Origin of the sequence: Porphyromonas gulae, assembly GCF_000765945.1 — a bacterium.
Taxonomy (GTDB): domain Bacteria; phylum Bacteroidota; class Bacteroidia; order Bacteroidales; family Porphyromonadaceae; genus Porphyromonas; species Porphyromonas gulae.
In genome coordinates this window covers 1-18,815 of record NZ_JRAT01000014.1, presented here as the reverse complement: position 1 = coordinate 18,815, position 18,815 = coordinate 1, and the positions used below count along the sequence as shown (strand labels likewise).

The 18,815-nt window shown below is 48.3% G+C and carries 18 protein-coding genes and 1 tRNA gene; 17 read left to right on the top strand and 2 right to left on the bottom strand.

Features of this window, described 5'->3' with window-relative positions:
* Positions 1-25: 25 nt before the first annotated feature.
* Together HQ49_RS06395 and HQ49_RS06390 are read right to left on the bottom strand one after the other, a co-directional pair.
* The gene (locus HQ49_RS06395; RefSeq protein WP_052073450.1) at positions 26-799 is read right to left on the bottom strand and encodes a biotin--[acetyl-CoA-carboxylase] ligase; all 774 of its coding nucleotides are present in this window, start codon (positions 797-799) and stop codon (positions 26-28) included.
* Positions 771-1,151, bottom strand: coding sequence for an MmcQ/YjbR family DNA-binding protein (locus HQ49_RS06390; RefSeq protein WP_018965590.1), 381 nt, complete (start codon positions 1,149-1,151; stop codon positions 771-773). Before HQ49_RS06390 ends, HQ49_RS06395 begins: the two co-directional genes overlap by 29 nt.
* Before the next feature lie 70 nt (positions 1,152-1,221).
* On the opposite strand from HQ49_RS06390, the gene HQ49_RS06385 reads away from it, so the two are divergent.
* The 17 genes from HQ49_RS06385 (at position 1,222) to HQ49_RS06305 (ending at position 18,684) form a co-directional block, all read left to right on the top strand.
* Entirely contained in the window at positions 1,222-1,806 is a 585-nt protein-coding gene (locus HQ49_RS06385) for a non-canonical purine NTP diphosphatase (protein WP_039419066.1), read from the top strand.
* On the top strand, positions 1,794-4,124 hold the full coding sequence (porZ, locus tag HQ49_RS06380) for a type IX secretion system anionic LPS delivery protein PorZ (RefSeq protein ID WP_039419065.1): 2,331 nt from the start codon (positions 1,794-1,796) through the stop codon (positions 4,122-4,124). Before HQ49_RS06385 ends, porZ begins: the two co-directional genes overlap by 13 nt.
* A gap of 51 nt (positions 4,125-4,175) precedes the next feature.
* Entirely contained in the window at positions 4,176-5,576 is a 1,401-nt protein-coding gene (locus HQ49_RS06375; RefSeq protein WP_039419063.1) for a C1 family peptidase, read from the top strand.
* Between the two features lie 290 nt (positions 5,577-5,866).
* Positions 5,867-6,559: an energy transducer TonB gene (locus tag HQ49_RS06370; protein WP_018965594.1), complete on the top strand. Its 693-nt coding sequence runs from the start codon at positions 5,867-5,869 to the stop codon at positions 6,557-6,559.
* Between the two features lie 170 nt (positions 6,560-6,729).
* On the top strand, positions 6,730-7,707 hold the full coding sequence (locus tag HQ49_RS06365) for a polyprenyl synthetase family protein (protein WP_018965595.1): 978 nt from the start codon (positions 6,730-6,732) through the stop codon (positions 7,705-7,707).
* A gap of 69 nt (positions 7,708-7,776) precedes the next feature.
* Positions 7,777-8,580 (top strand): TatD family hydrolase, encoded by an 804-nt coding sequence (locus tag HQ49_RS06360; RefSeq protein ID WP_033317166.1) that lies wholly within the window; start codon positions 7,777-7,779, stop codon positions 8,578-8,580.
* 192 nt (positions 8,581-8,772) lie between these two features.
* A tRNA-Ser gene (locus tag HQ49_RS06355) sits at positions 8,773-8,860 on the top strand.
* A gap of 64 nt (positions 8,861-8,924) precedes the next feature.
* On the top strand, positions 8,925-9,737 hold the full coding sequence (locus HQ49_RS06350) for a MotA/TolQ/ExbB proton channel family protein (RefSeq protein WP_026292290.1): 813 nt from the start codon (positions 8,925-8,927) through the stop codon (positions 9,735-9,737).
* Positions 9,738-9,745: 8 nt separating this feature from the next.
* On the top strand, positions 9,746-10,216 hold the full coding sequence (locus HQ49_RS06345) for a hypothetical protein (protein ID WP_018965598.1): 471 nt from the start codon (positions 9,746-9,748) through the stop codon (positions 10,214-10,216).
* Between the two features lie 36 nt (positions 10,217-10,252).
* On the top strand, positions 10,253-10,867 hold the full coding sequence (locus tag HQ49_RS06340; protein WP_026292291.1) for an ExbD/TolR family protein: 615 nt from the start codon (positions 10,253-10,255) through the stop codon (positions 10,865-10,867).
* Positions 10,868-10,882: 15 nt separating this feature from the next.
* A complete protein-coding gene (locus HQ49_RS06335; protein WP_026292292.1) occupies positions 10,883-11,356 on the top strand; it encodes an ExbD/TolR family protein in 474 nt (157 codons plus the stop codon).
* A gap of 232 nt (positions 11,357-11,588) precedes the next feature.
* Complete coding sequence (tsaB, locus tag HQ49_RS06330) at positions 11,589-12,308, top strand: tRNA (adenosine(37)-N6)-threonylcarbamoyltransferase complex dimerization subunit type 1 TsaB (protein WP_018965601.1); 720 nt, start codon at positions 11,589-11,591, stop codon at positions 12,306-12,308.
* A gap of 85 nt (positions 12,309-12,393) precedes the next feature.
* Positions 12,394-13,260 carry an electron transfer flavoprotein subunit beta/FixA family protein gene (locus HQ49_RS06325; RefSeq protein WP_039419060.1) on the top strand — a complete coding sequence of 289 codons (867 nt, stop codon included), beginning with the start codon at positions 12,394-12,396 and terminating at the stop codon, positions 13,258-13,260.
* An 8-nt stretch (positions 13,261-13,268) separates the two neighbouring features.
* The gene (locus HQ49_RS06320; protein WP_018965603.1) at positions 13,269-14,288 is read left to right on the top strand and encodes an electron transfer flavoprotein subunit alpha/FixB family protein; all 1,020 of its coding nucleotides are present in this window, start codon (positions 13,269-13,271) and stop codon (positions 14,286-14,288) included.
* 11 nt (positions 14,289-14,299) lie between these two features.
* Positions 14,300-16,021 carry an acyl-CoA dehydrogenase family protein gene (locus HQ49_RS06315; protein WP_039419058.1) on the top strand — a complete coding sequence of 574 codons (1,722 nt, stop codon included), beginning with the start codon at positions 14,300-14,302 and terminating at the stop codon, positions 16,019-16,021.
* A gap of 275 nt (positions 16,022-16,296) precedes the next feature.
* A complete protein-coding gene (locus HQ49_RS12155) occupies positions 16,297-16,404 on the top strand; it encodes a DUF1661 domain-containing protein (protein ID WP_230587863.1) in 108 nt (35 codons plus the stop codon).
* 150 nt (positions 16,405-16,554) lie between these two features.
* Positions 16,555-18,684 carry a RecQ family ATP-dependent DNA helicase gene (locus HQ49_RS06305; protein ID WP_039419056.1) on the top strand — a complete coding sequence of 710 codons (2,130 nt, stop codon included), beginning with the start codon at positions 16,555-16,557 and terminating at the stop codon, positions 18,682-18,684.
* The last annotated feature ends 131 nt before the right edge of the window (positions 18,685-18,815 follow it).

Below are 18,815 nucleotides of genomic sequence, written 5' to 3'. Positions count from 1 at the left end.
CAGAAACAGGTAATGGGAAATCTAATCAACAAAGGATATAGGCAATTTCTTTGAAAGCATATGAGGACTTTCGGCCATCGGCACGCACCAATAACAGCTCTCCCGAAGCCAATACATCGGCAATCATGGCATCGAAACGCCCTTCCTTGTCTTGGAAGGGGTGGTACCCTACCCTCCTGTAAAGACACTGCATATAACGAGAGTGAAGCCGGTCGGCAGTATGCTCCTCAATGTGCCTGTAGAGCAAACGCATCTCCTGCATGAAAGAGCGGAATATCTCCATAGGATCTACCGGATGCCCCAGAATGATCCGAACTGATGTAGGATTGGGGAGATAGCTCGGATAGTCGCTTTCGTTGATATTGAGACCGACTCCCAAAATACTGTAGTCGAGACTGCTGCCCGTCAGGCTATGTTCGATCAGTATGCCTGCTATTTTCCTGTCTCCATAGTATATATCGTTCGGCCATTTGATGCTGAGCTTCTCGGCAGAGGGAAGTATGTCGGCGAGTGTATGGAGTGCGGAGAGCGCACACAGTCGGGAGAGATCGAATTGCTGCTGTGCATGGACCATGGTCGGCCTCAGCAGAACGGAAAAGGTCAGGTTCAAGCCCGGAGAAGCGAACCAGTTATTACCCTGCTGTCCTCGTCCCGCAGTCTGATTGTCTGTCATGACCACCGTCCACGCAGGCAGGTCGGGATCCTGCACCAAAAGATCGGACAGATAGGAGTTGGTGCTGGCCGTTTCGGGCAGATGGATCAGATACTCTTCAGACCAGCTGTTCTTCTTGGACTCCATCGAAAGGCGGTTGTGTGCGGATGTATTTGGGCAGTTTGGATACGACCAGAGCATACGAATGCCGGATGAGCCGTGCAATCAGATCGGCAGGGACATCCGAATCCAAAGCTACGCTGTTCCAATGACGTTTGTTCATATGGAAAGCCCCCATGATACCCTCATAGTGCATCCTCAAATGTTCGGACTTATCGGGATCGCATTTGAGCGCGATGATTTTCTTTTCGGAATCAAGGGGTAACAGAGCGAACATTTTGCCGGCTACTTTCATAACCAACGTAACATCATCGAACGGGAAACTCTCCTCCACCTGTGGCAGTGACAAGCATAGCTCTCGAGCTTGCTCTATGTCCATATATTATTTTATTTTTGCTACGTTATGAATTTCGCTCCACTTTTGCTTGGGGCACGGTCTAACAAAAATAATGGAAAAACTCATTTTTGCCACAAACAATCCACATAAGCTCAACGAGATTCGTCATATTCTTGAGGGAAAGGTGGAGATTGTCGGATTGGATGAAATAGGTTGTCGGGAGGATATTCCCGAAACGGCCGACACACTACAGGGAAATGCTTTGCTCAAAGCAGAATTTGTTCACAAACGATATGGTTTACCTTGCTTTGCCGACGATACGGGATTGGAAGTAGAAGCTCTCGACGGAGCACCCGGCGTGCACTCTGCACGGTACGCAGGAGAACCGACCAATGCCGATGCCAATGTAAGGAAACTACTCGAAGCATTGAGCAGTGTACCACATCCCAGAAAAGCATGCTTCCGTACGGTGATCGTCCTGATCGATGATCATGGAAAACACTTTTTCGAAGGTAAGATCGATGGCACCATAGCATCCGAACGCCGAGGATCGGGTGGCTTCGGCTATGACCCCATTTTCATCCCGGAGGGACACACGCTCAGCTTTGCAGAAATGGGAGAAGAAACCAAAAATCAAATCAGCCATCGTGCTTTGGCAGTGGCACAGCTCCGCGACTTTTTATTATGTGCAAAATAAGGTTCAGCTTCTTGCAGGCCCTTTTCGCCTGCTTATTATTCACCTCTTTTTCTCTCCAAGCCCAAGAGGAAGGCATTTGGAATACCCTCTTGGCTATCCACAAGACAGAAAAAGCCGTAGAAACGCCCAAGAAAGTCTTTGCCGTAGCCAACGGAGTACTTTACTCGGTGGGCAAAGAAGCTCCCCATGAGGTAAAGATCTTCGACCGTATCAGCGGACTCAGTGACACATCGGTGAGCAGCATAGCCTACTCCGAGCAGCTGAGATCCTTGGTCATATACTATGCATCGGGCAATATCGACATCATGGACGAAGCAGGCCGTGTGACCAACATACCTGCACTGAAAGACAATATCGATCTGATAGACAAAACGCTCAATCGCCTTTTGATCGTAGGCAACAGGGCTTATTTGGCAGGAGGATTCGGGCTTTCCGTTTTGGATATTGCGGAAGGTCGCATACCAGCTACCTATGCCAAGGGGACGAAGGTGACCGATGTGGCTAAGTTGGACAACGATCGGTTGCTGATGCTGAAAGAAGGACAACTCTTCATCGGAAAAGAGACCGATAACCTGCAAGATCCGGCCGCATGGACAGCCTTGTCTTTGAATTTGCCGATGGCTTCGGTCACCGGTTTGGGCATTGTCGGGGAAGACATCTGTTTCCTGTTTGCCGATGGCCGAGTATATGTCACTGCAAACCAGTCGTTAGAGCCGGAGCTATTGTTCTCCTCCTCTGCCGATTCGCGACTGCATGTGACGGATCGCGGTCTGTTCGTCTCTGCTGAAAATCGGATTTATTTCATAGAAAAAGGTCGTAAAACGACACAATTTCCTATAGCCAACGTCCTGGGTGTCGGTGCCATGGGCGAAAGCAATACGGCATACATAGCATTGGGAGAAGAAGGCTTGGCTTCACTTCTTCTCACAGAAGGAAGCACAGCCGAAGCTATGCCTGTAACATTCGACGGACCGGGGGACAATGACTTCTACGAGATGCGGTTTCGTCATGGACGCCTGTACGCGGCTAGCGGACTATGGGGGACGAACCTGATGGGACATGCCGGTATGGTGAAGTTATACGACGGCAACCGATGGACCAACTTCGACAAGGAGACCGTACAGGAGCAGTTGGGTGGCGGATTCAATTTCAATGATGCCGTCGATATAGCTGTTTCCAGCGGAGATCTTGATCACTTTTTTGTCGGTACATGGGGAAACGGTCTGTTCGAATTCAAGGATGGCAAAGTGATAGCTCGCTATTCGGGAAACGAAACCGCTATCGCAGAATGTAATCCCGGAGATGCCCGTGTGAAAGCGATTGCCTTCGACAACAAGGGCAACCTCTGGGGGACACTCGGTGCCGTAGGCAAGAACATCTTCATGTACGATCCGCAGAGTAGCACGTGGCATTCTTTCAGCTATCCGGATGTAGCCAATTTGGCCTCATTCGGCAATATGATTATCCTTCCCAACGGAGACAAATGGGTAAACATCCTCCACCGCAGTGGCGGATCCACGCGCAAAGGTGTCCTCATCTTCAACGATCGGGGTACGCCGGAAACGACTTCGGACGACAGCCATCTTTACGTCGAGCAGTTTGTCAATCGCCTCGGGGCTGCCATAGGACATAAGACCATCTATGCAATGGCCGTCGATCATAACGGCTCTGTCTGGATGGGATCGGATATAGGTATTTTCGGCATCTACAATGCAGCCGGAGCCTTATCTTCGAATTCTACCCCTATCGCTGTTCGACCAGTCGGAGGAGAAGAACCCAATTTGTACTATGTCCTGGACAAGGTGACGGTGACGGACATCGTCGTGGACAAACTCAATCACAAATGGGTCGCCACCCAAGGGACAGGACTCTATCTCCTTTCGGAAGATTGTAGTAAGATCCTCGCGCAATATACCGTAGAAAACAGTCCTTTGCTTTCTAACAATATCCTCTCTATCGCCCTGAATGACGATAACGGACTGCTGTACATCGGTACGGCGGACGGACTGATGACGTTCCAAACCGGAACAGGAAGCGGATCAGCTTCCGAACTGGACGGCGTCTATGTATACCCCAATCCGCTAAGACCGGAATATCCCGATGGCGTCACCATTGCCGGACTGCAAGCCGGCTGTAGTGTCAAAATCACCGATACCACCGGCAGACTGCTATACCAGACTGAGAGTGTAACTACCGAAGTCAAATGGAATGCTCGAGGTGCTGATGGCAACAGAGTGGCTTCGGGCATATATGCCGTTGCAGTATACGATCCGGCATCGAAGAAGTCCAAGCTGATCCGCTTTGCCGTGATTAGCTAACACACAGCCTTTTTCACTCGCAAACAACATTTTAATCCAAACTAATAGGTAATGAACAAAAAGATTTTTGTTGCATCGCTTGCGTTTGCTGCTTCCGTAGCAGGATCGATGCAGGCTCAGAATGCAAAAGGAGCTCTCACGCCCAAAGTGCTCGAAGAGATCCGCTCATCTTATGCCGGCACACCGGCCGATAGAGCTTTGCGCAATGCGGTCATCGCTAACGGTATGACCTTTACAAACAGTGCCAAGACGGATTTTCCCGATGCTCAGTTTAGCCATCGCGTCCAAAGCAAAGGCATATCCGATCAGCAGCAAAGCGGCCGTTGCTGGCTCTTCACCGGTATGAACGTACTGCGTGCAAGGATGATAACGGACAACAATATGGGTTCTTTCTTCTTCTCCCACAACTATTCGTTCTTTTGGGATCAATTGGAGAAATCCAACCTCTTCTTGCAAGGAATCATCGACACCAGAAACAAACCGATGGACGACAAAATGGTGGAATGGCTCTTCAAAAATCCGATCGGCGACGGCGGACAATACACCGGCGTATCGGAGAATCTGATGAAGTACGGCCTCGTACCTGCCGAAGTGATGCCTGAGACTCGCAATAGCAACAACACTACAGCCCTCAACCGCATCCTCACCAAAGTACTGCGCCAAGGCGGTATTCGCTTGCGTCAGGCAGCCGAAAAGGGAGCCAACGAAGCCAAGCTGGAAGCACAGAAGAAAGACATCCTCAAGCGTGTCTATCGCCTGCTCGTCATGAACCTCGGAGAGCCTCCTACGGAATTTACCTGGAGCATGCGCGATGCATCCGGCAAGGTGATCTCTACACAGAAATATACACCGCAGAGCTTCTTCAAACAGTTTGTGCACGAAGATATGCGCGAGGATTACGTCATGATCATGAACGATCCCAGTCGTCCTTTCTACAAACTCTTTGAGATCGACTATGACCGCCACAACTACGACGGCAAGAACTGGACATACGTGAATGTACCGATGGAAGACCTCAAGCAGATGGCTATCGCATCCATCAAGGACAGCACCATGATGTACTACTCTTGCGATGTTGGTAAGGAGTTGGATCGTACTCGTGGCATACTGGCTATGGACAATAACGACTATGCCTCACTGCTCGGCGAAGAGTTCACGCTCAACAAGAAGGAACGCATACAGACATTCGATAGCGGTTCTACGCATGCCATGACACTTATGGCTGTGGATCTGGATGCAAACGGCAAGCCCACCAAGTGGATGGTAGAGAACAGTTGGGGAGCCAACAACGGTGCACAGGGTCACCTGATCATCACCGACGAATGGTTCGATGCCTATACATTCCGTTTGGTTGTAAACAAGAGGTACGTACCGGCCAAGGTGCTCGACATCCTGAAGACCACGCCCATACGCCTACCCGCATGGGATCCCATGTTTGCCCCCGAGCAATAAGCTCTCCCCCTACAAAAGCATTCTTGTCCTTAGGACAATTAAAACAAATCCCTCAGCAAGGCCGGCCTGCTGAGGGATTTGTTTATCCACTAATATCGCTTAACTTATGCTTGCAACGACCCACTACACGTGGATCTTCTACCTTAGAAAAATAACCTTGTACATCCATAACCCGAAGATAACTCTATTTTGATGCGATTGCCCTGATTTTTTCTCTCAAAGCGAATCGGGGATAAAAAAACTTTGTATTTTTGCCCCAAAGCAAGAAATCAAAAACAATACTATCGAATATGGAAATCAAAAAATCGCCTAAGGCCGACTTGGAAAAAGGAAAAGGCTTAAACTTCCTTTTGGGCCTTGTCGTAGCACTCGCGATCGTGTATGTTGCTTTGGAATATCGTACCTACGATAAGATAGAGACTTATACACGTGATAAAGTGGATATTGCAGACATGGAGGAAACCATCCTGCTGGAAGAAAATGAACCGGAGCCCGAACAACCGGAACCGGAACAGCCACAACAACAGGAAGTGCAGCTGCCTGAAGAATTCAAAGTAGTGGACAATACACAGAAAGTAGAGAAAATTGCTTTGGTTTCTGTCGATGAAAGCAAGCCTTTGCCTCCGCCTACGCAAGTTGCCCCTGTAAAGGTTGAAGAAGAAGAAGACAAAATCCACGAAGTGGTAGAAAGTCCGGCAGAGTTTCCGGGTGGTAGTTCAGCTCTTTATAAATGGCTTGGCAAGAATTTGGTCTATCCCGAGCAGGCTGCCGAAATGGGCGTCCAAGGTAAGGTGATCGTTCGTTTCGTAGTCGAAAAGGATGGTTCTATTAGTCAGGCTACTGTCGTTAAGGGCATCGACCCCGCACTTGACAAGGAAGCCCTTCGCGTGATACAGGCTATGCCCAAGTGGAAGCCCGGTATGCAGCAGGGGCGAGCAGTCCGTATGCGCTGTACCCAGCCCGTCCAATTCAAGCTGCAATAAGCACGCTCCGATCTTTCTGTGCTCAAGCGAAGAAGACGTAAAAGTGGGCTTTTATCCTTGTAGCCAAATCATTTCTTAGAGAATACAAAAGGCTCCCTGTCCTTGCTCTTAGGACAGGAAGTTTTTTTTATTTTTGTTCTCCCATAATCATCCTACTAATTTACAGCACTATGCATACTTTCGAAGACCTGAGAGAAATAATCGAACAGGAGATAGCGTCACAACCCTATGATCAGAGAAAACCCGATGGCCTCTTCCAACCTATATCCTATATTTTGAGGCTCGGAGGCAAGCGAGTCCGCCCTACCCTCGCATGTATCGCCTGCGAGATGTTCGGTGGTGATTATAAGCCTGCCCTCGAAGTGGCCATGGCTATTGAAACTTACCATAACTTCACCTTACTGCATGACGATCTCATGGACAAATCTTCCATGAGAAGAGGCAAAGAAACCGTTCATCATCGGTGGGGGGATAATACAGCTATTCTCTCCGGCGATGCCATGACCATTGCCGCCTACGAGCATTTGGCCAAAGTAGATAGTCGGCTACTGCCTGTCCTTTTGCCCTTGTTCAATCGTATGGCTATGGAGATTTGCCAAGGACAACAGTACGATATGGACTTCGAACGGCGGGACTTTGTAGCCGAGGACGAGTACCTGGAGATGATTCGTTTGAAGACGGCAGTTCTCTTGGCTACAGCTCTCAAGATGGGGGCTATAGCAGGAGGAGCAGATATCGAGAAAGCAGATATTCTCTATCGCTATGGCATACATATCGGCTTGTCTTTCCAATTGGAGGACGACCTCCTCGATGTGTATGGCGATCCCATTATCCTCGGCAAGAAAATCGGCGATGATATAGCTTGTAATAAAAAGACGATGCTTCTGATCAAAACCCTTGAGATGGCTCAGGGAGAGGAGCTGAATCTCCTCAGAGAATCTCTTTTGATGCCGGATGCGCAACGAGAAGAAAAGATCCGGGCCGTGACAGGTATTTATAATCGTTTGGGGATTCGCCCGATCGTGGAAGACCTGATTGATTATCACAACTGTTTGGCCGAAAAAGCTCTTGACGAACTGGGTCTTGATGAGAGCACAACCAAGCCATTGAGAGAACTGATCGGTACCCTCCGTAACAGAAAATCATAAGAAATAGCCCCCTTTGTAACAATACATCGGAGTATGTAAAGAAGATTGCTTCTTATTCGCTCTTGCTCTATGATGCTCATCGATACCCATACGCATGTCTATGAACCCCAGTTCGACGATGATGTCGAGCAAGTAATTCTTGCTGCCAAGGAAGCCGGTCTCATTCATCTCATCATGCCGAATATCGATGTAGAAAGTATCGCGCGTATGCAGGGAGTCCTCTCTCGGCATCCAGGTTATGTATCCGAGGCCATGGGCCTACATCCAACTTCGGTGCGAGATGATTTTCGGGAACAACTCACCCTCATTCGGCGCGAACTGCATACCCGTTCATTTGTAGCTATAGGAGAAATCGGTATCGATTTGTATTGGGATAAGACATTCGAAGCGGAGCAGGTCGAGGCCTTTCTTGCTCAGATGGAGTGGAGTATGGCTTATGACTTGCCTATTATTATACATTCTCGCGAGGCATGGGATGTGGTATTTGCCTGTTTGGACAGATTTCCATCCGATAAGATCCGAGGTGTTTTTCATAGTTTTTCGGGTGATGAAGTCGATCTTCGACGAGCATTGTCATATCCTCATTTCTATATAGGTATCAATGGCACTGTAACATTCAAAAAAAATACACTCCCGGTCTTATTGCCTCAGATACCTCTCGATCGGCTTCTGCTCGAAACGGATTCGCCTTACTTGGCACCCATCCCGAAAAGAGGTCGCCGCAATGAACCTGCTTATTTGGTGCATACAGCTACTTTCATTGCGCATATCCTCGGATTGGATCCGGATATTTTGGCTGAAAAAACGACCCGAAATGCATGTCGTTTTTTCGGGTTTCGGCTTGAAGAGGGAAAAGTTATTCGTCCGATTTAAGTGTTCCGACAGAAAAATGTGCTCGAAAATAGGGATGGAATGATGAAAAAAACATAGTTTTGCGGATGAATCCGATAACTACATTGTAGTGATCGATAATCCTCCCACCCATAATTCGAGGTTATGAGGCTGATGCATAAGGCTATAGCCACGCCCAAGTTCATGGGGAGGGAGTTTTTGCTGGAATGACAAGGAGAGGTGCTCGAGTGGTTGAAGAGGCACGCCTGGAAAGTGTGTAAACGCCGAAAGCGTTTCGCGGGTTCGAATCCCGCTCTCTCCGCACAGAAGATCAATAAGTAACAAACAATAAAAACGAAAAGTACTAATCTAAACAAAGACTCGCGATGAAAAAGTTATTTGCAACAATTGCATGTGTGGCCTTTATGTCAGTAGGCTTCATGACTCAAGCTTTCGCTCAAGATGCAGCAGCTGATTCGGTCACTTCAGCAGCTATAGAGACTGCTGCAGTAGAAGAGGAAGCTCCTGCAGTTGAAACACTCCCTGCAGCTGAAGAAGCTTCTTTCCACCAAGCATTGAAGAAAAAATTTATCGAAGGTGGCCCCGAGTTTATGTCCACTGTAGCAATTGCTCTTATTCTTGGTTTGGCTATTTGCCTTGAGCGTATCATCTATCTGAATTTGGCTGATACCAACAACGAAAAACTGCTTGCTGATATTGACAAAGCTCTTGAGCGCGGTGATGTAGAAGGAGCCAAGACGATTGCTCGTGATACTCGCGGTCCTGTAGCATCAATCGCTTACCAAGGTCTGATGCGTATCGATCAGGGAGTAGATATTGTAGAACGCTCTATCGTTTCTTATGGTGGTGTTCAGAGTGGTTTGCTCGAAAAGAATCTCTCTTGGATTACTCTCTTTATCGCCATGGCTCCTTCACTTGGATTCTTGGGTACGGTAGTAGGTATGGTGATGGCATTCGACAAGATCGAGCGCGTAGGTGATATCAGCCCGACGGTTGTAGCCGGTGGTATGAAAGTGGCTTTGATCACTACTATCGGTGGTCTTATCGTAGCTTTGATCCTTCAAGTATTCTACAACTATATCCTTTCTAAGGTAGAAACTATCCTCAACAAGATGGAAGATGCATCTATCACATTGCTCGACTCCATCATCAAGTACAACGTGAAATTCAAAAAATAATAACAGATATGGCTGTTACTAAAATAAGAAAAGTATCCAGCTGGACTCTCATTTCCATTGTGACCATCAGCGTTATCGTTGTTTTGGCATTCTTCTTCGGAGGAAATCACGTGGAGGGAGAGAGGACGATCTATCACCAGACCGGCATGCTGCTTACTTGGTCATATATTCTATTCGGGGCTGCCGTATTGGCCACTTTGTTCTTTTCCTTTGGCTCTTTTGCCAAGGGCTTCAAGAACAACCCCAAGAGAGCTATGATGTCACTTGCATCTTTCATTCTCTTGGTTGTCGTGTTGCTTATCGGCTATGCAGCGGGTAGTACTGAGGCTATGACCAGCCTCAATGCAGATTCTGCCCAATACAACACACCGGGTTGGTTGAAGGTTACGGATATGTGGCTTTACACCATCTACACCTTAGGTATTCTTGTAATTTTGGCAACAATTTGGGGTGCAGCCCGCAAGTCACTGAAGCGTTGATCGTGTAATCAATTATAAAAGAAAACAGAAAGCACTATGGCAAGAAAGAAAAGAAAAACGCCCGGCATTAACGGATCATCATCGGCCGATATCGCTTTTATGTTGCTTATCTTCTTTTTGATTACCACATCAATGGATACGGATATGGGGCTTACTCGTCGTTTGCCACCGCTCTCTCCCAACAAAGAAAAACAACCCGACATCGAGATCAATGACCGCAATATCATGCGTATATTGGTCAATAAGAATGACGAGATCATATTGTTGAAAAAGGGAGCTACGGGATCACAGGATCAGATTATCCCCGTAAAGCTGAATGATTTAAGACGGATTACCAAAGAGTTCATTGCCAACCCTTCTAACCGTGCCGATCTTCCTGAAAAGGAAATGCGCGAAGTGACAGGACTTGGAACAATGGAGCTGGTTACTTCATCTTATGCTATTTCAATCAAAAACCAGATTGAAACTAGCTATCAGATGTACATCAGTGTACAAAACGAACTCATTGCTGCATATAATGAGGTATGGGACGAATTTGCGCAGAAGCATTTCCGCAAGCCATACAAGGAGCTTACTCCTTCCAAGCAGAAAGCTGTTTTAGAAGCATATCCGTTGCACATTTCAGAAATGCCGTTGTCTAATCTCAAGTAAAGAATAAGGAACAAAATGGGAAAGTTTAATAAGTCCGGCGGGCGCGAGATGCCCGAACTCAATACCTCGTCACTACCTGACTTGGTGTTCGCGTTCCTCTTCTTTATCATGATGGTAACGACGATTCGTGAGGTGACGCCCAAGGTGTCGTACAGCAACCTCCCCAAAGCGACTGAATTGACAAAGCTCGAAGAAAAGTCATTGGTTACATTCGTATATATCGGTAAACCTAATGAGGCCTATCAGGCTATGTACGGAACCAAGCCTTGTATTCAGCTGAATGATCAGATTACGCAGGATCCAGGTGCTGTGTACACATACGTTAAGCAAGAGGAAAGCAAGATTAAAGATGAGCGCAAGAAACTTATGACGATATCCATCAAGGGAGACAGAGATACCAAGATGCATATCTTCGAACAAGTAAAATATGAGCTTCGCCGCGCTGATGCTTTGAATATCAACTATTCGGCTCGTAAGGATACCAAATAGGACCTTCGTAGAAGAATAAACACCTTTATAAAAAGGCTGTGTCATGTGAGGAAACTTACGACACAGCCTTTTTCTTTACCTCTCTGTCATAAAGTTTCTTAGCAAGTGTAAGAATGTTTTTCAGACTCTGGCGAACAAAAAAATACACGAAAACGGGTTTTTTGTGCAAAAATCAGCCCGAAAATTTGTTGTGTAACGCAAAAGCGGATAACTTTGGCACAGAAAAAGGCTTATGACAGATATCCATCCGCCCCTCCTCCTCATCGATACCTCCACGCGTGTTTGCTCAGTGGCGGTCGCTGCCACAGGTGCTATCATCTCACAACGGGTTAGCCATGTGGGGAATGCGCACGCTGCTAATATCGGTGTATTCGTACAGGAGGTTTTGACAGAGGCAGCAGGCTTAGGTGTAAAGCCTTCCATAGTGGCCCTAAGTTCGGGCCCGGGATCCTACACCGGCCTACGCATAGGATCGTCCATTGCCAAGGGAATATGCTTCGGCATGGGAATACCCCTCGTCTCTGTTCCTACTCTGGAGTTGATAGCAGAGGCTGCGCGCCCAGTATCTCAATCCGATTGGTTGATTTGCCCAATGATCGATGCCAGACGCATGGAGGTTTACACGGCTCTTTTCGACTCGAGTGGCAAAGCACTTACCGATACCCAGCCTCTGGTGATAGATAAAAACTCTTTTTCCCAAGAACTCCAACAGCGCAATATCCTATTCGTCGGAGATGGAGCAGAAAAGTGTCGTCCTATTCTTTCACATCCTAACGCTCATTTCACGGAAGAGGTCATCCATCCTCTCGCCTCACATATGCTTCGTCCGGCATTATTACGTATCGGGGCATCGGCTTATGAGGATGTAGCCTATTGGCAGCCCTTCTACTTGAAAGAGTTTGTGGCCACCGTAGCTAAAAACAAAGTAATCCCGACTACTGAAACATTATAAAGCCTATCAAGAAAGATCATACAGAATAGCGAAAGGCTACAATCAAACTAGATAATACTCAAACTCAAAACGAAAATAAACACTCATGAAGATTATCGTTCTTGCTAAACAGGTGCCTGATACCCGTAATGTGGGTAAGGATGCCATGAAAGCCGACGGTACCGTAAATCGTTCCGTCTTGCCGGCTATCTTCAATCCCGAAGACCTCAATGCTTTGGAACAGGCTCTGCGTGTCAAGGAAGCCATGCCTGGTACGACCGTTCATATTCTCACGATGGGACCTCCTCGTGCAGCAGACATCATACGCGAAGCCATGTATCGTGGTACCGATGGTGGCTACTTGCTTACAGACAGAGCTTTTGCCGGTGCCGATACTTTGGCTACCAGCTATGCCCTTGCTACAGCTATTCGCCATATCGGATCACCCGATCTGATCATCTCCGGCCGTCAGGCTATCGATGGCGATACAGCCCAAGTGGGACCACAGGTGGCAGAGAAGCTCGGACTTCCGCAAGTGACCTATGCTGAAGATATTCTGAAAGTAGACGCCAAGAGCATCGAAATCAAGCGCCGTCTTGAGCGTGGTGTAGAGACCGTTGTCGCTTCAATGCCTTTGGTCGTAACGGTAAACGGCTCCTCAGCTCCGTGTCGTCCGCGCAATGCCAAGTTGCTCCAACGATATAAATATGCGCGTACAGCCTCCGAATCCAAAGATGCGACAGAGGAAATCAAAGCTCTCTTAGACAAACGTGCAGGCTTGCATATTGTAGAGTTGAGTGCAGCGGAAGTAGGGGCAGACCTTTCTCAATGCGGTCTGTCAGGTTCGCCCACGAAGGTGAAACATATTGAGAGTGTTGTGTTCCAAGCCAAAGAGGCCAAACGAATGCTCCCCGAAGATGGAGAGATCGAGGCCCTGATGCAGGAACTTATTGCTAATCATACAATCGGATAAGATAGATCATGAACAATCTTTTTGTATATCTCGAAATAGAGGCAGGCATCGTTCAAGACGTAAGCCTCGAATTGCTGACCAAAGGCCGCTCATTGGCTTCTACCTTAGGCCGCCAACTGGAAGCCATTGCTATCGGCCAGTGTGTCGATGGCGTTGCCGAACAGGTATTTCCTTACGGAGTGGACAAACTGCATGTGTTCGAAGATGATCGTTTGGAACATTATATGACACTCCCTTTTACTTCTATCGTAACGAAGTTCTTCGAAGAGGAAAAACCTCAAATCGCTTTGATGGGTGCCACTTCCGTTGGACGTGACCTCGGACCCCGTGTTTCATCTGCGTTGGGTAGCGGTCTGACAGCCGACTGTACCTCCCTTGAAATAGGCGATCACGAAGACAAGAAAGAAGGAAAGGTCTACAAAAACCTGCTCTATCAAATCCGTCCCGCATTCGGTGGAAATATCGTAGCCACTATCATCAATCCCGATTGCCGTCCTCAGATGGCTACGGTACGGGAAGGTGTAATGAAGAAAGAAATTCTTTCGGCAGACTACAAAGGCGAAGTTGTTCGCCATTCTGTAGCTGATTATGTCAAAGCCGAAGACTTCGCTGTAAGCATCATCGAGCGTCATATAGAAGCAAGCAAATCCAACCTCAAGGCTTCACCCATTGTCGTTGCCGGTGGTTACGGAGTGGGAAGCAAAGAAAACTTTGCTCTTTTACAGGATCTGGCAGCCGTTTTAGGAGGTGAAGTAGGAGCCTCACGTGCAGCTGTAGATGCCGGTTTTGCCGATCATGACATGCAAATCGGACAAACGGGTATTACCGTACGTCCCAAACTCTATATCGCTTGCGGCATCAGTGGACAGATCCAGCACATCGCCGGTATGCAGGAAAGTTCTATCATCATTGCGATCAACAATGACCCCAATGCTCCTATCAACGCTATTGCCGACTACGTGATTACGGGAAGCATCGAAGAAGTGATTCCCAAAATGATTACTTATTACAAGAAGAACAGCAAGTAACAGAGAAGATTATGGCTAATTATTATACAGACACCCCGCAGCTCAGGTACCACCTGAATCACCCGCTGATGCGTCGCATCGTGGAGTTGAAAGAGAGAGGCTATACGCAGAAAGAAGAGTTCGACTACGCTCCGCTCAATTTCGAAGATGCCATGGACAGCTACGAGCAGGTGCTCGAAATCGTTGGCGAGATATGTGGCGATATCATCGCGCCCAACGCTGAAAGCGTAGATCGCGAAGGCCCTACGCTCCATGATGGCCGCGTTACATATGCAGCCGGCACAAAGCAGAATCTCAAGGCCATCACAGATGCGGGCCTCATGGGTATCTCCATGCCTCGCCGTTATGGCGGTCTCAATTTCCCCATCACCCCTTATATCATGGCTGCAGACATCGTATCACGTGCCGACGCAGGCTTTGAAAATATCTGGGGATTGCAGGACTGTGCTGAGACACTCTACGAATTCGGCAATGAAGATCAGCGCAAGCGTTTCATTCCTCGTGTTTGTGCCGGTGAGACCATGTCAATGGACCTGACCGAGCCGGATGCCGGATCCGACCTGCAAGCCGTCATGCTGAAAGCCACCTATTCCGAAGCAGACGGATGCTGGTATCTGAATGGGGTAAAGCGCTTCATCACAAATGGCGACTCACATATCCACCTCGTATTGGCACGAAGCGAAGACGGTACCACTGACGCCCGTGGTCTCTCTATGTTCATTTATGATCATCGTGATGGCGGAGTGACGGTACGTCGTACGGAAAACAAAATGGGTATTAAAGGTGCTCCTACTTGCGAGCTGGTCTTCAAGAATGCCAAGGCAGAACTTTGCGGAGACCGTAAGATGGGGCTAATCAAGTACGTAATGGCTTTGATGAATGGTGCCCGTCTGGGTATCATGGCACAGTCGGTAGGCCTGTCGGAAGCAGCTTTCCGTGAAGCTCACTCCTATGCTCTCGATCGTAAGCAATTCGGTAAGCCTATTATTGCTTTTGCTCCCGTTTATGAGATGCTCTCTCTCATTCGCGCCAAGGCAGATGCTTCGCGTGCCATGCTGTACGAAACCAGTCGCTTTGTCGATATGTACAAGGTGCTGGAAGACATCAGCCGCGAGCGCAAATTGACACCCGAAGAGCGTACGGAAATGAAGCATTTCAGCCGTTTGGCTGATGCCTATACCCCTATGGGAAAGGGAATGACCTCTGAGTTTGCCAATCAGAATGTCTATGACTGTGTTCAGATCCATGGCGGTAGCGGCTTCATGAAGGACTACACCTGCGAGCGTCTCTACCGCGATGTACGTATCACGAACATCTACGAAGGTACCACACAGTTGCAGGTTGTAGCAGCTATTCGCCATATTACGACAGGCACTTACATCGCTCGTATCCGTGAAGAGTACCAGCAGACAGAGGTTAAGCCCGAATTGCAACCGATGAAAGAAGCTCTGGCTCGTATGACCGACCGTGCCGAAGCACTGATAGCATTCGTAACAGAACAGAAAGATCAGGAGCTGCTCGATTTCCAGGCACGTCGGCTTGTAGAGATGACTGCCCACGCAGTCTTCGGTCATCTGCTGATGTTGGCTGCCAATGACGATGATTCATTCCGTCAGTCAGCAGAGGTATATCTTCGTTATGGTCAGGCTGAGCAAGAGAAGATCGATAGCTACGTGCGCGCTTTCCGTCCGGAAGAACTCACGTTCTATAGCCGTTGCTCTCGTCCCGAATAATCAGAAACACAATATACTGAGCCTAAAGAGGCTGCCCCCTAACTCTATGGGGACAGCCTCTTTTGTTTATACTCCGAGGATTTTGAGTATAAAAGGATCCTTCATACAGTTTCCTCTCTCCTATACAGAGACTCTCGCACGGTATTCCCCCGACGAGACCTTTGCAAAACACTGTAATTTGAATCTCGATCCAAACCTATCCCTGTATCAACTTTTTCAGTACACGTCACGACGATTTACCGCCCCGAAAAACGTGGGGCGTAAAAGTTTTTCTTTTGGTTCGGGAGAAAAAAAAATATCGAGCCAGAACGAAAAAGTTCTCACTCCACTTTTCACAAAAACACGAACCACAATCGCAGCTTTTATCGTTCCAAAATTCCTGAAAGCAACCTTACGGAAAGAGACGAACAGTGGGCTTATTATTCGTATTTTCGTGCATGAATTTCGTGTGCTCTGTCGGGACATGATCCGAGGGATAGACCGCAGACCCTTAATTGGACAAAGGAAGTAGCAATAGGAATAGGAAAAGAAAGATGAAAGAAGAGCTGCAGCATTTGCCTCAGGACGAAGATCTCCACCCGTTCCTCCCTGACGATACGGAGGGAACATCCGAACGTTATTGGCAAGGGGAGGTATACGACCATGAGTGTAGCTACGAAATCCAAGAAGGCGACGATGAAGTTCTCCTTCCTCCGATGCCGGAGGATCTTTCTAATGAGACCGATATACCATCCCTACATACACCGGAGGCGATCCTACAGCACTATTGGGGCTATGCTTCGTTCAGACCGATGCAGCTCCCGATCATCGAATCCGTTCTGGCAGGGCAAGACACTCTGGGACTACTACCCACGGGGGGCGGCAAGAGCATTACGTTTCAGGTACCCGGGCTGCTACTGCCGGGGCTGGCTCTCGTGGTAACTCCTCTGATCGCACTGATGTGGGATCAGGTCATGGGACTGCGCCAAAAGGGTATCAAGGCAGCGGCCGTGCATGCAGGAATGACACGGGAGAAGATCATCACTACGCTCGACAATTGTATTTATGGTCGCTACAAGTTCCTATACGTATCACCCGAACGTCTGAGCTCGGATCTTTTCCTCAGTCGACTGCATGCTCTCAGAGTGAGTCTGCTGGTTGTAGATGAATGCCACTGCATATCACAGTGGGGATACGACTTCCGTCCGGCTTACCTCACGATAGCGGATATCAGGACGGCTTTGCCGGAAGTTCCCGTTTTGGCACTGACTGCCACAGCGACACTGCCGGTGATCGAGGATATACAGCGCATCCTTCAATTTCCGGAGTCGAATGTGCTGAGGAAAAGTTTTTTCCGTCCCAACCTCTCATACTCCATCCGCAGGACAGCCGACAAAGAGACAATGCTCCTCCATATCCTGAGCCGCGTGGACGGTTCGGCTATTGTCTACTGTCGGAATCGCGACAAAACGCGCGATTTAGCTCGCTTCCTCTGTGAAAACGGATTTTCGGCTGACTTCTATCACGCCGGTCTGAACCACGTAACACGAGAGATCCGGCAAAAGAGTTGGATGGAGGGAGAAACGCGCATCATCGTCTGCACGAATGCTTTCGGGATGGGTATAGACAAGCCCGATGTCAGATTGGTAGTTCACACAGAGATGCCTTCTTCTCTCGAAGAGTATTTCCAAGAGGCAGGCCGAGCCGGTCGCGATGGGGAGAGGGCTTATGCCGTGTTATTGGCCGGGGATGACGATTTGTTCAACCTGAAAAGACGAGTGAGCAACGAGTTTCCTCCGAGGGAATATATCTCCACTGTGTATAATCGGATTTGCAACTATCTGCATGTGGGAGAAGGGGAAGGCTTCGAGCGGTCTTTCGACTTCGACATCGATGCTTTTTGTAGGAATTTCAAGATGTTTCCGACACAGGTTTTGGCTGCGATTCGTATCCTCGATGTAGCCGGAATTTGGGAATATAAGGAGGAAAAATCGCGCTCACGCCTGACCATGCAGGTTCGGCGCGATGAACTGTACCGAATGAGAAGCGAACAGGTGTCGGACAGCATACTGGCAGCCCTGATGAGGACATACGACGGGCTGTTTGCAGATTATGTTTCCATAGTGGAAAGCGAATTGGCCGAGAAGACTGGGCTTAGTGTGGATCAGGTCTACCAGCAACTCCTCATTCTGAACAAAGCCGGTATAGTGAACTATATTCCACAGAAGAATCTGCCACGGATTTATTTCCTCACAAGACGTGAGGATGCAGAATTGCTTCGAATACCTCGTTCGGCTTACGAAGAGCGTCGCGATCGGCTCAAAGCGCGGATCGATCAATCGCTCCGCTACATAGAGGAAGAAAACACTTGCCGCAGCCGAATGCTTTTGGCCTACTTCGGAGAGGAGCAATCTCACAACTGCAAGCTATGCGACGTATGTCTAAGGAGGAAAGAGGGGGAACTACACCACCACGAAGTGGACGACTTACTACACTTCCTCGAGGAACGCCTGACAGAAAGCAACCCCTATGTACTAATTGCAGACATCTGCCAAAAGCTGCAGCACCATCCGGATGTAATACTGAAGGCAATACGTTTCATCATGAAAGAGTCCTGGCAATACTCCACCGACGGCGATGCCGTCTTCCTAACTCACAAGCTCCCAGGCGGCCTCAAGCTCTAAACTCTGCCGCACACTTCTTCGCCAGGAGAAAAATAATCAGTCGAAAACAGGGAACCAAAAAAGGAGAGAGTCTCTGTATGTTAGAGACTCTCTCCTTGACTCGGGGAAATAATACCCCTCTTCTTCTTAAA

What these genes read in the sequence shown, in the direction of transcription:
- HQ49_RS06315 (WP_039419058.1), top strand. Translation starts at nt 14,300, where the DNA reads ATGGCTAATTATTATACAGACACCCCGCAGCTCAGGTACCACCTGAAT.
- tsaB (WP_018965601.1), top strand. Translation starts at nt 11,589, where the DNA reads ATGACAGATATCCATCCGCCCCTCCTCCTCATCGATACCTCCACGCGT.
- HQ49_RS06335 (WP_026292292.1), top strand. Translation starts at nt 10,883, where the DNA reads ATGGGAAAGTTTAATAAGTCCGGCGGGCGCGAGATGCCCGAACTCAAT.
- HQ49_RS06350 (WP_026292290.1), top strand. Translation starts at nt 8,925, where the DNA reads ATGAAAAAGTTATTTGCAACAATTGCATGTGTGGCCTTTATGTCAGTA.
- HQ49_RS06320 (WP_018965603.1), top strand. Translation starts at nt 13,269, where the DNA reads ATGAACAATCTTTTTGTATATCTCGAAATAGAGGCAGGCATCGTTCAA.
- HQ49_RS06385 (WP_039419066.1), top strand. Translation starts at nt 1,222, where the DNA reads ATGGAAAAACTCATTTTTGCCACAAACAATCCACATAAGCTCAACGAG.
- HQ49_RS06390 (WP_018965590.1), bottom strand. Translation starts at nt 1,151, where the DNA reads ATGGACATAGAGCAAGCTCGAGAGCTATGCTTGTCACTGCCACAGGTG.
- HQ49_RS06325 (WP_039419060.1), top strand. Translation starts at nt 12,394, where the DNA reads ATGAAGATTATCGTTCTTGCTAAACAGGTGCCTGATACCCGTAATGTG.
- HQ49_RS06395 (WP_052073450.1), bottom strand. Translation starts at nt 799, where the DNA reads ATGGAGTCCAAGAAGAACAGCTGGTCTGAAGAGTATCTGATCCATCTG.
- HQ49_RS06360 (WP_033317166.1), top strand. Translation starts at nt 7,777, where the DNA reads ATGATGCTCATCGATACCCATACGCATGTCTATGAACCCCAGTTCGAC.
- HQ49_RS06345 (WP_018965598.1), top strand. Translation starts at nt 9,746, where the DNA reads ATGGCTGTTACTAAAATAAGAAAAGTATCCAGCTGGACTCTCATTTCC.
- HQ49_RS06375 (WP_039419063.1), top strand. Translation starts at nt 4,176, where the DNA reads ATGAACAAAAAGATTTTTGTTGCATCGCTTGCGTTTGCTGCTTCCGTA.
- HQ49_RS06340 (WP_026292291.1), top strand. Translation starts at nt 10,253, where the DNA reads ATGGCAAGAAAGAAAAGAAAAACGCCCGGCATTAACGGATCATCATCG.
- HQ49_RS06365 (WP_018965595.1), top strand. Translation starts at nt 6,730, where the DNA reads ATGCATACTTTCGAAGACCTGAGAGAAATAATCGAACAGGAGATAGCG.
- porZ (WP_039419065.1), top strand. Translation starts at nt 1,794, where the DNA reads ATGTGCAAAATAAGGTTCAGCTTCTTGCAGGCCCTTTTCGCCTGCTTA.
- HQ49_RS06370 (WP_018965594.1), top strand. Translation starts at nt 5,867, where the DNA reads ATGGAAATCAAAAAATCGCCTAAGGCCGACTTGGAAAAAGGAAAAGGC.
- HQ49_RS06305 (WP_039419056.1), top strand. Translation starts at nt 16,555, where the DNA reads ATGAAAGAAGAGCTGCAGCATTTGCCTCAGGACGAAGATCTCCACCCG.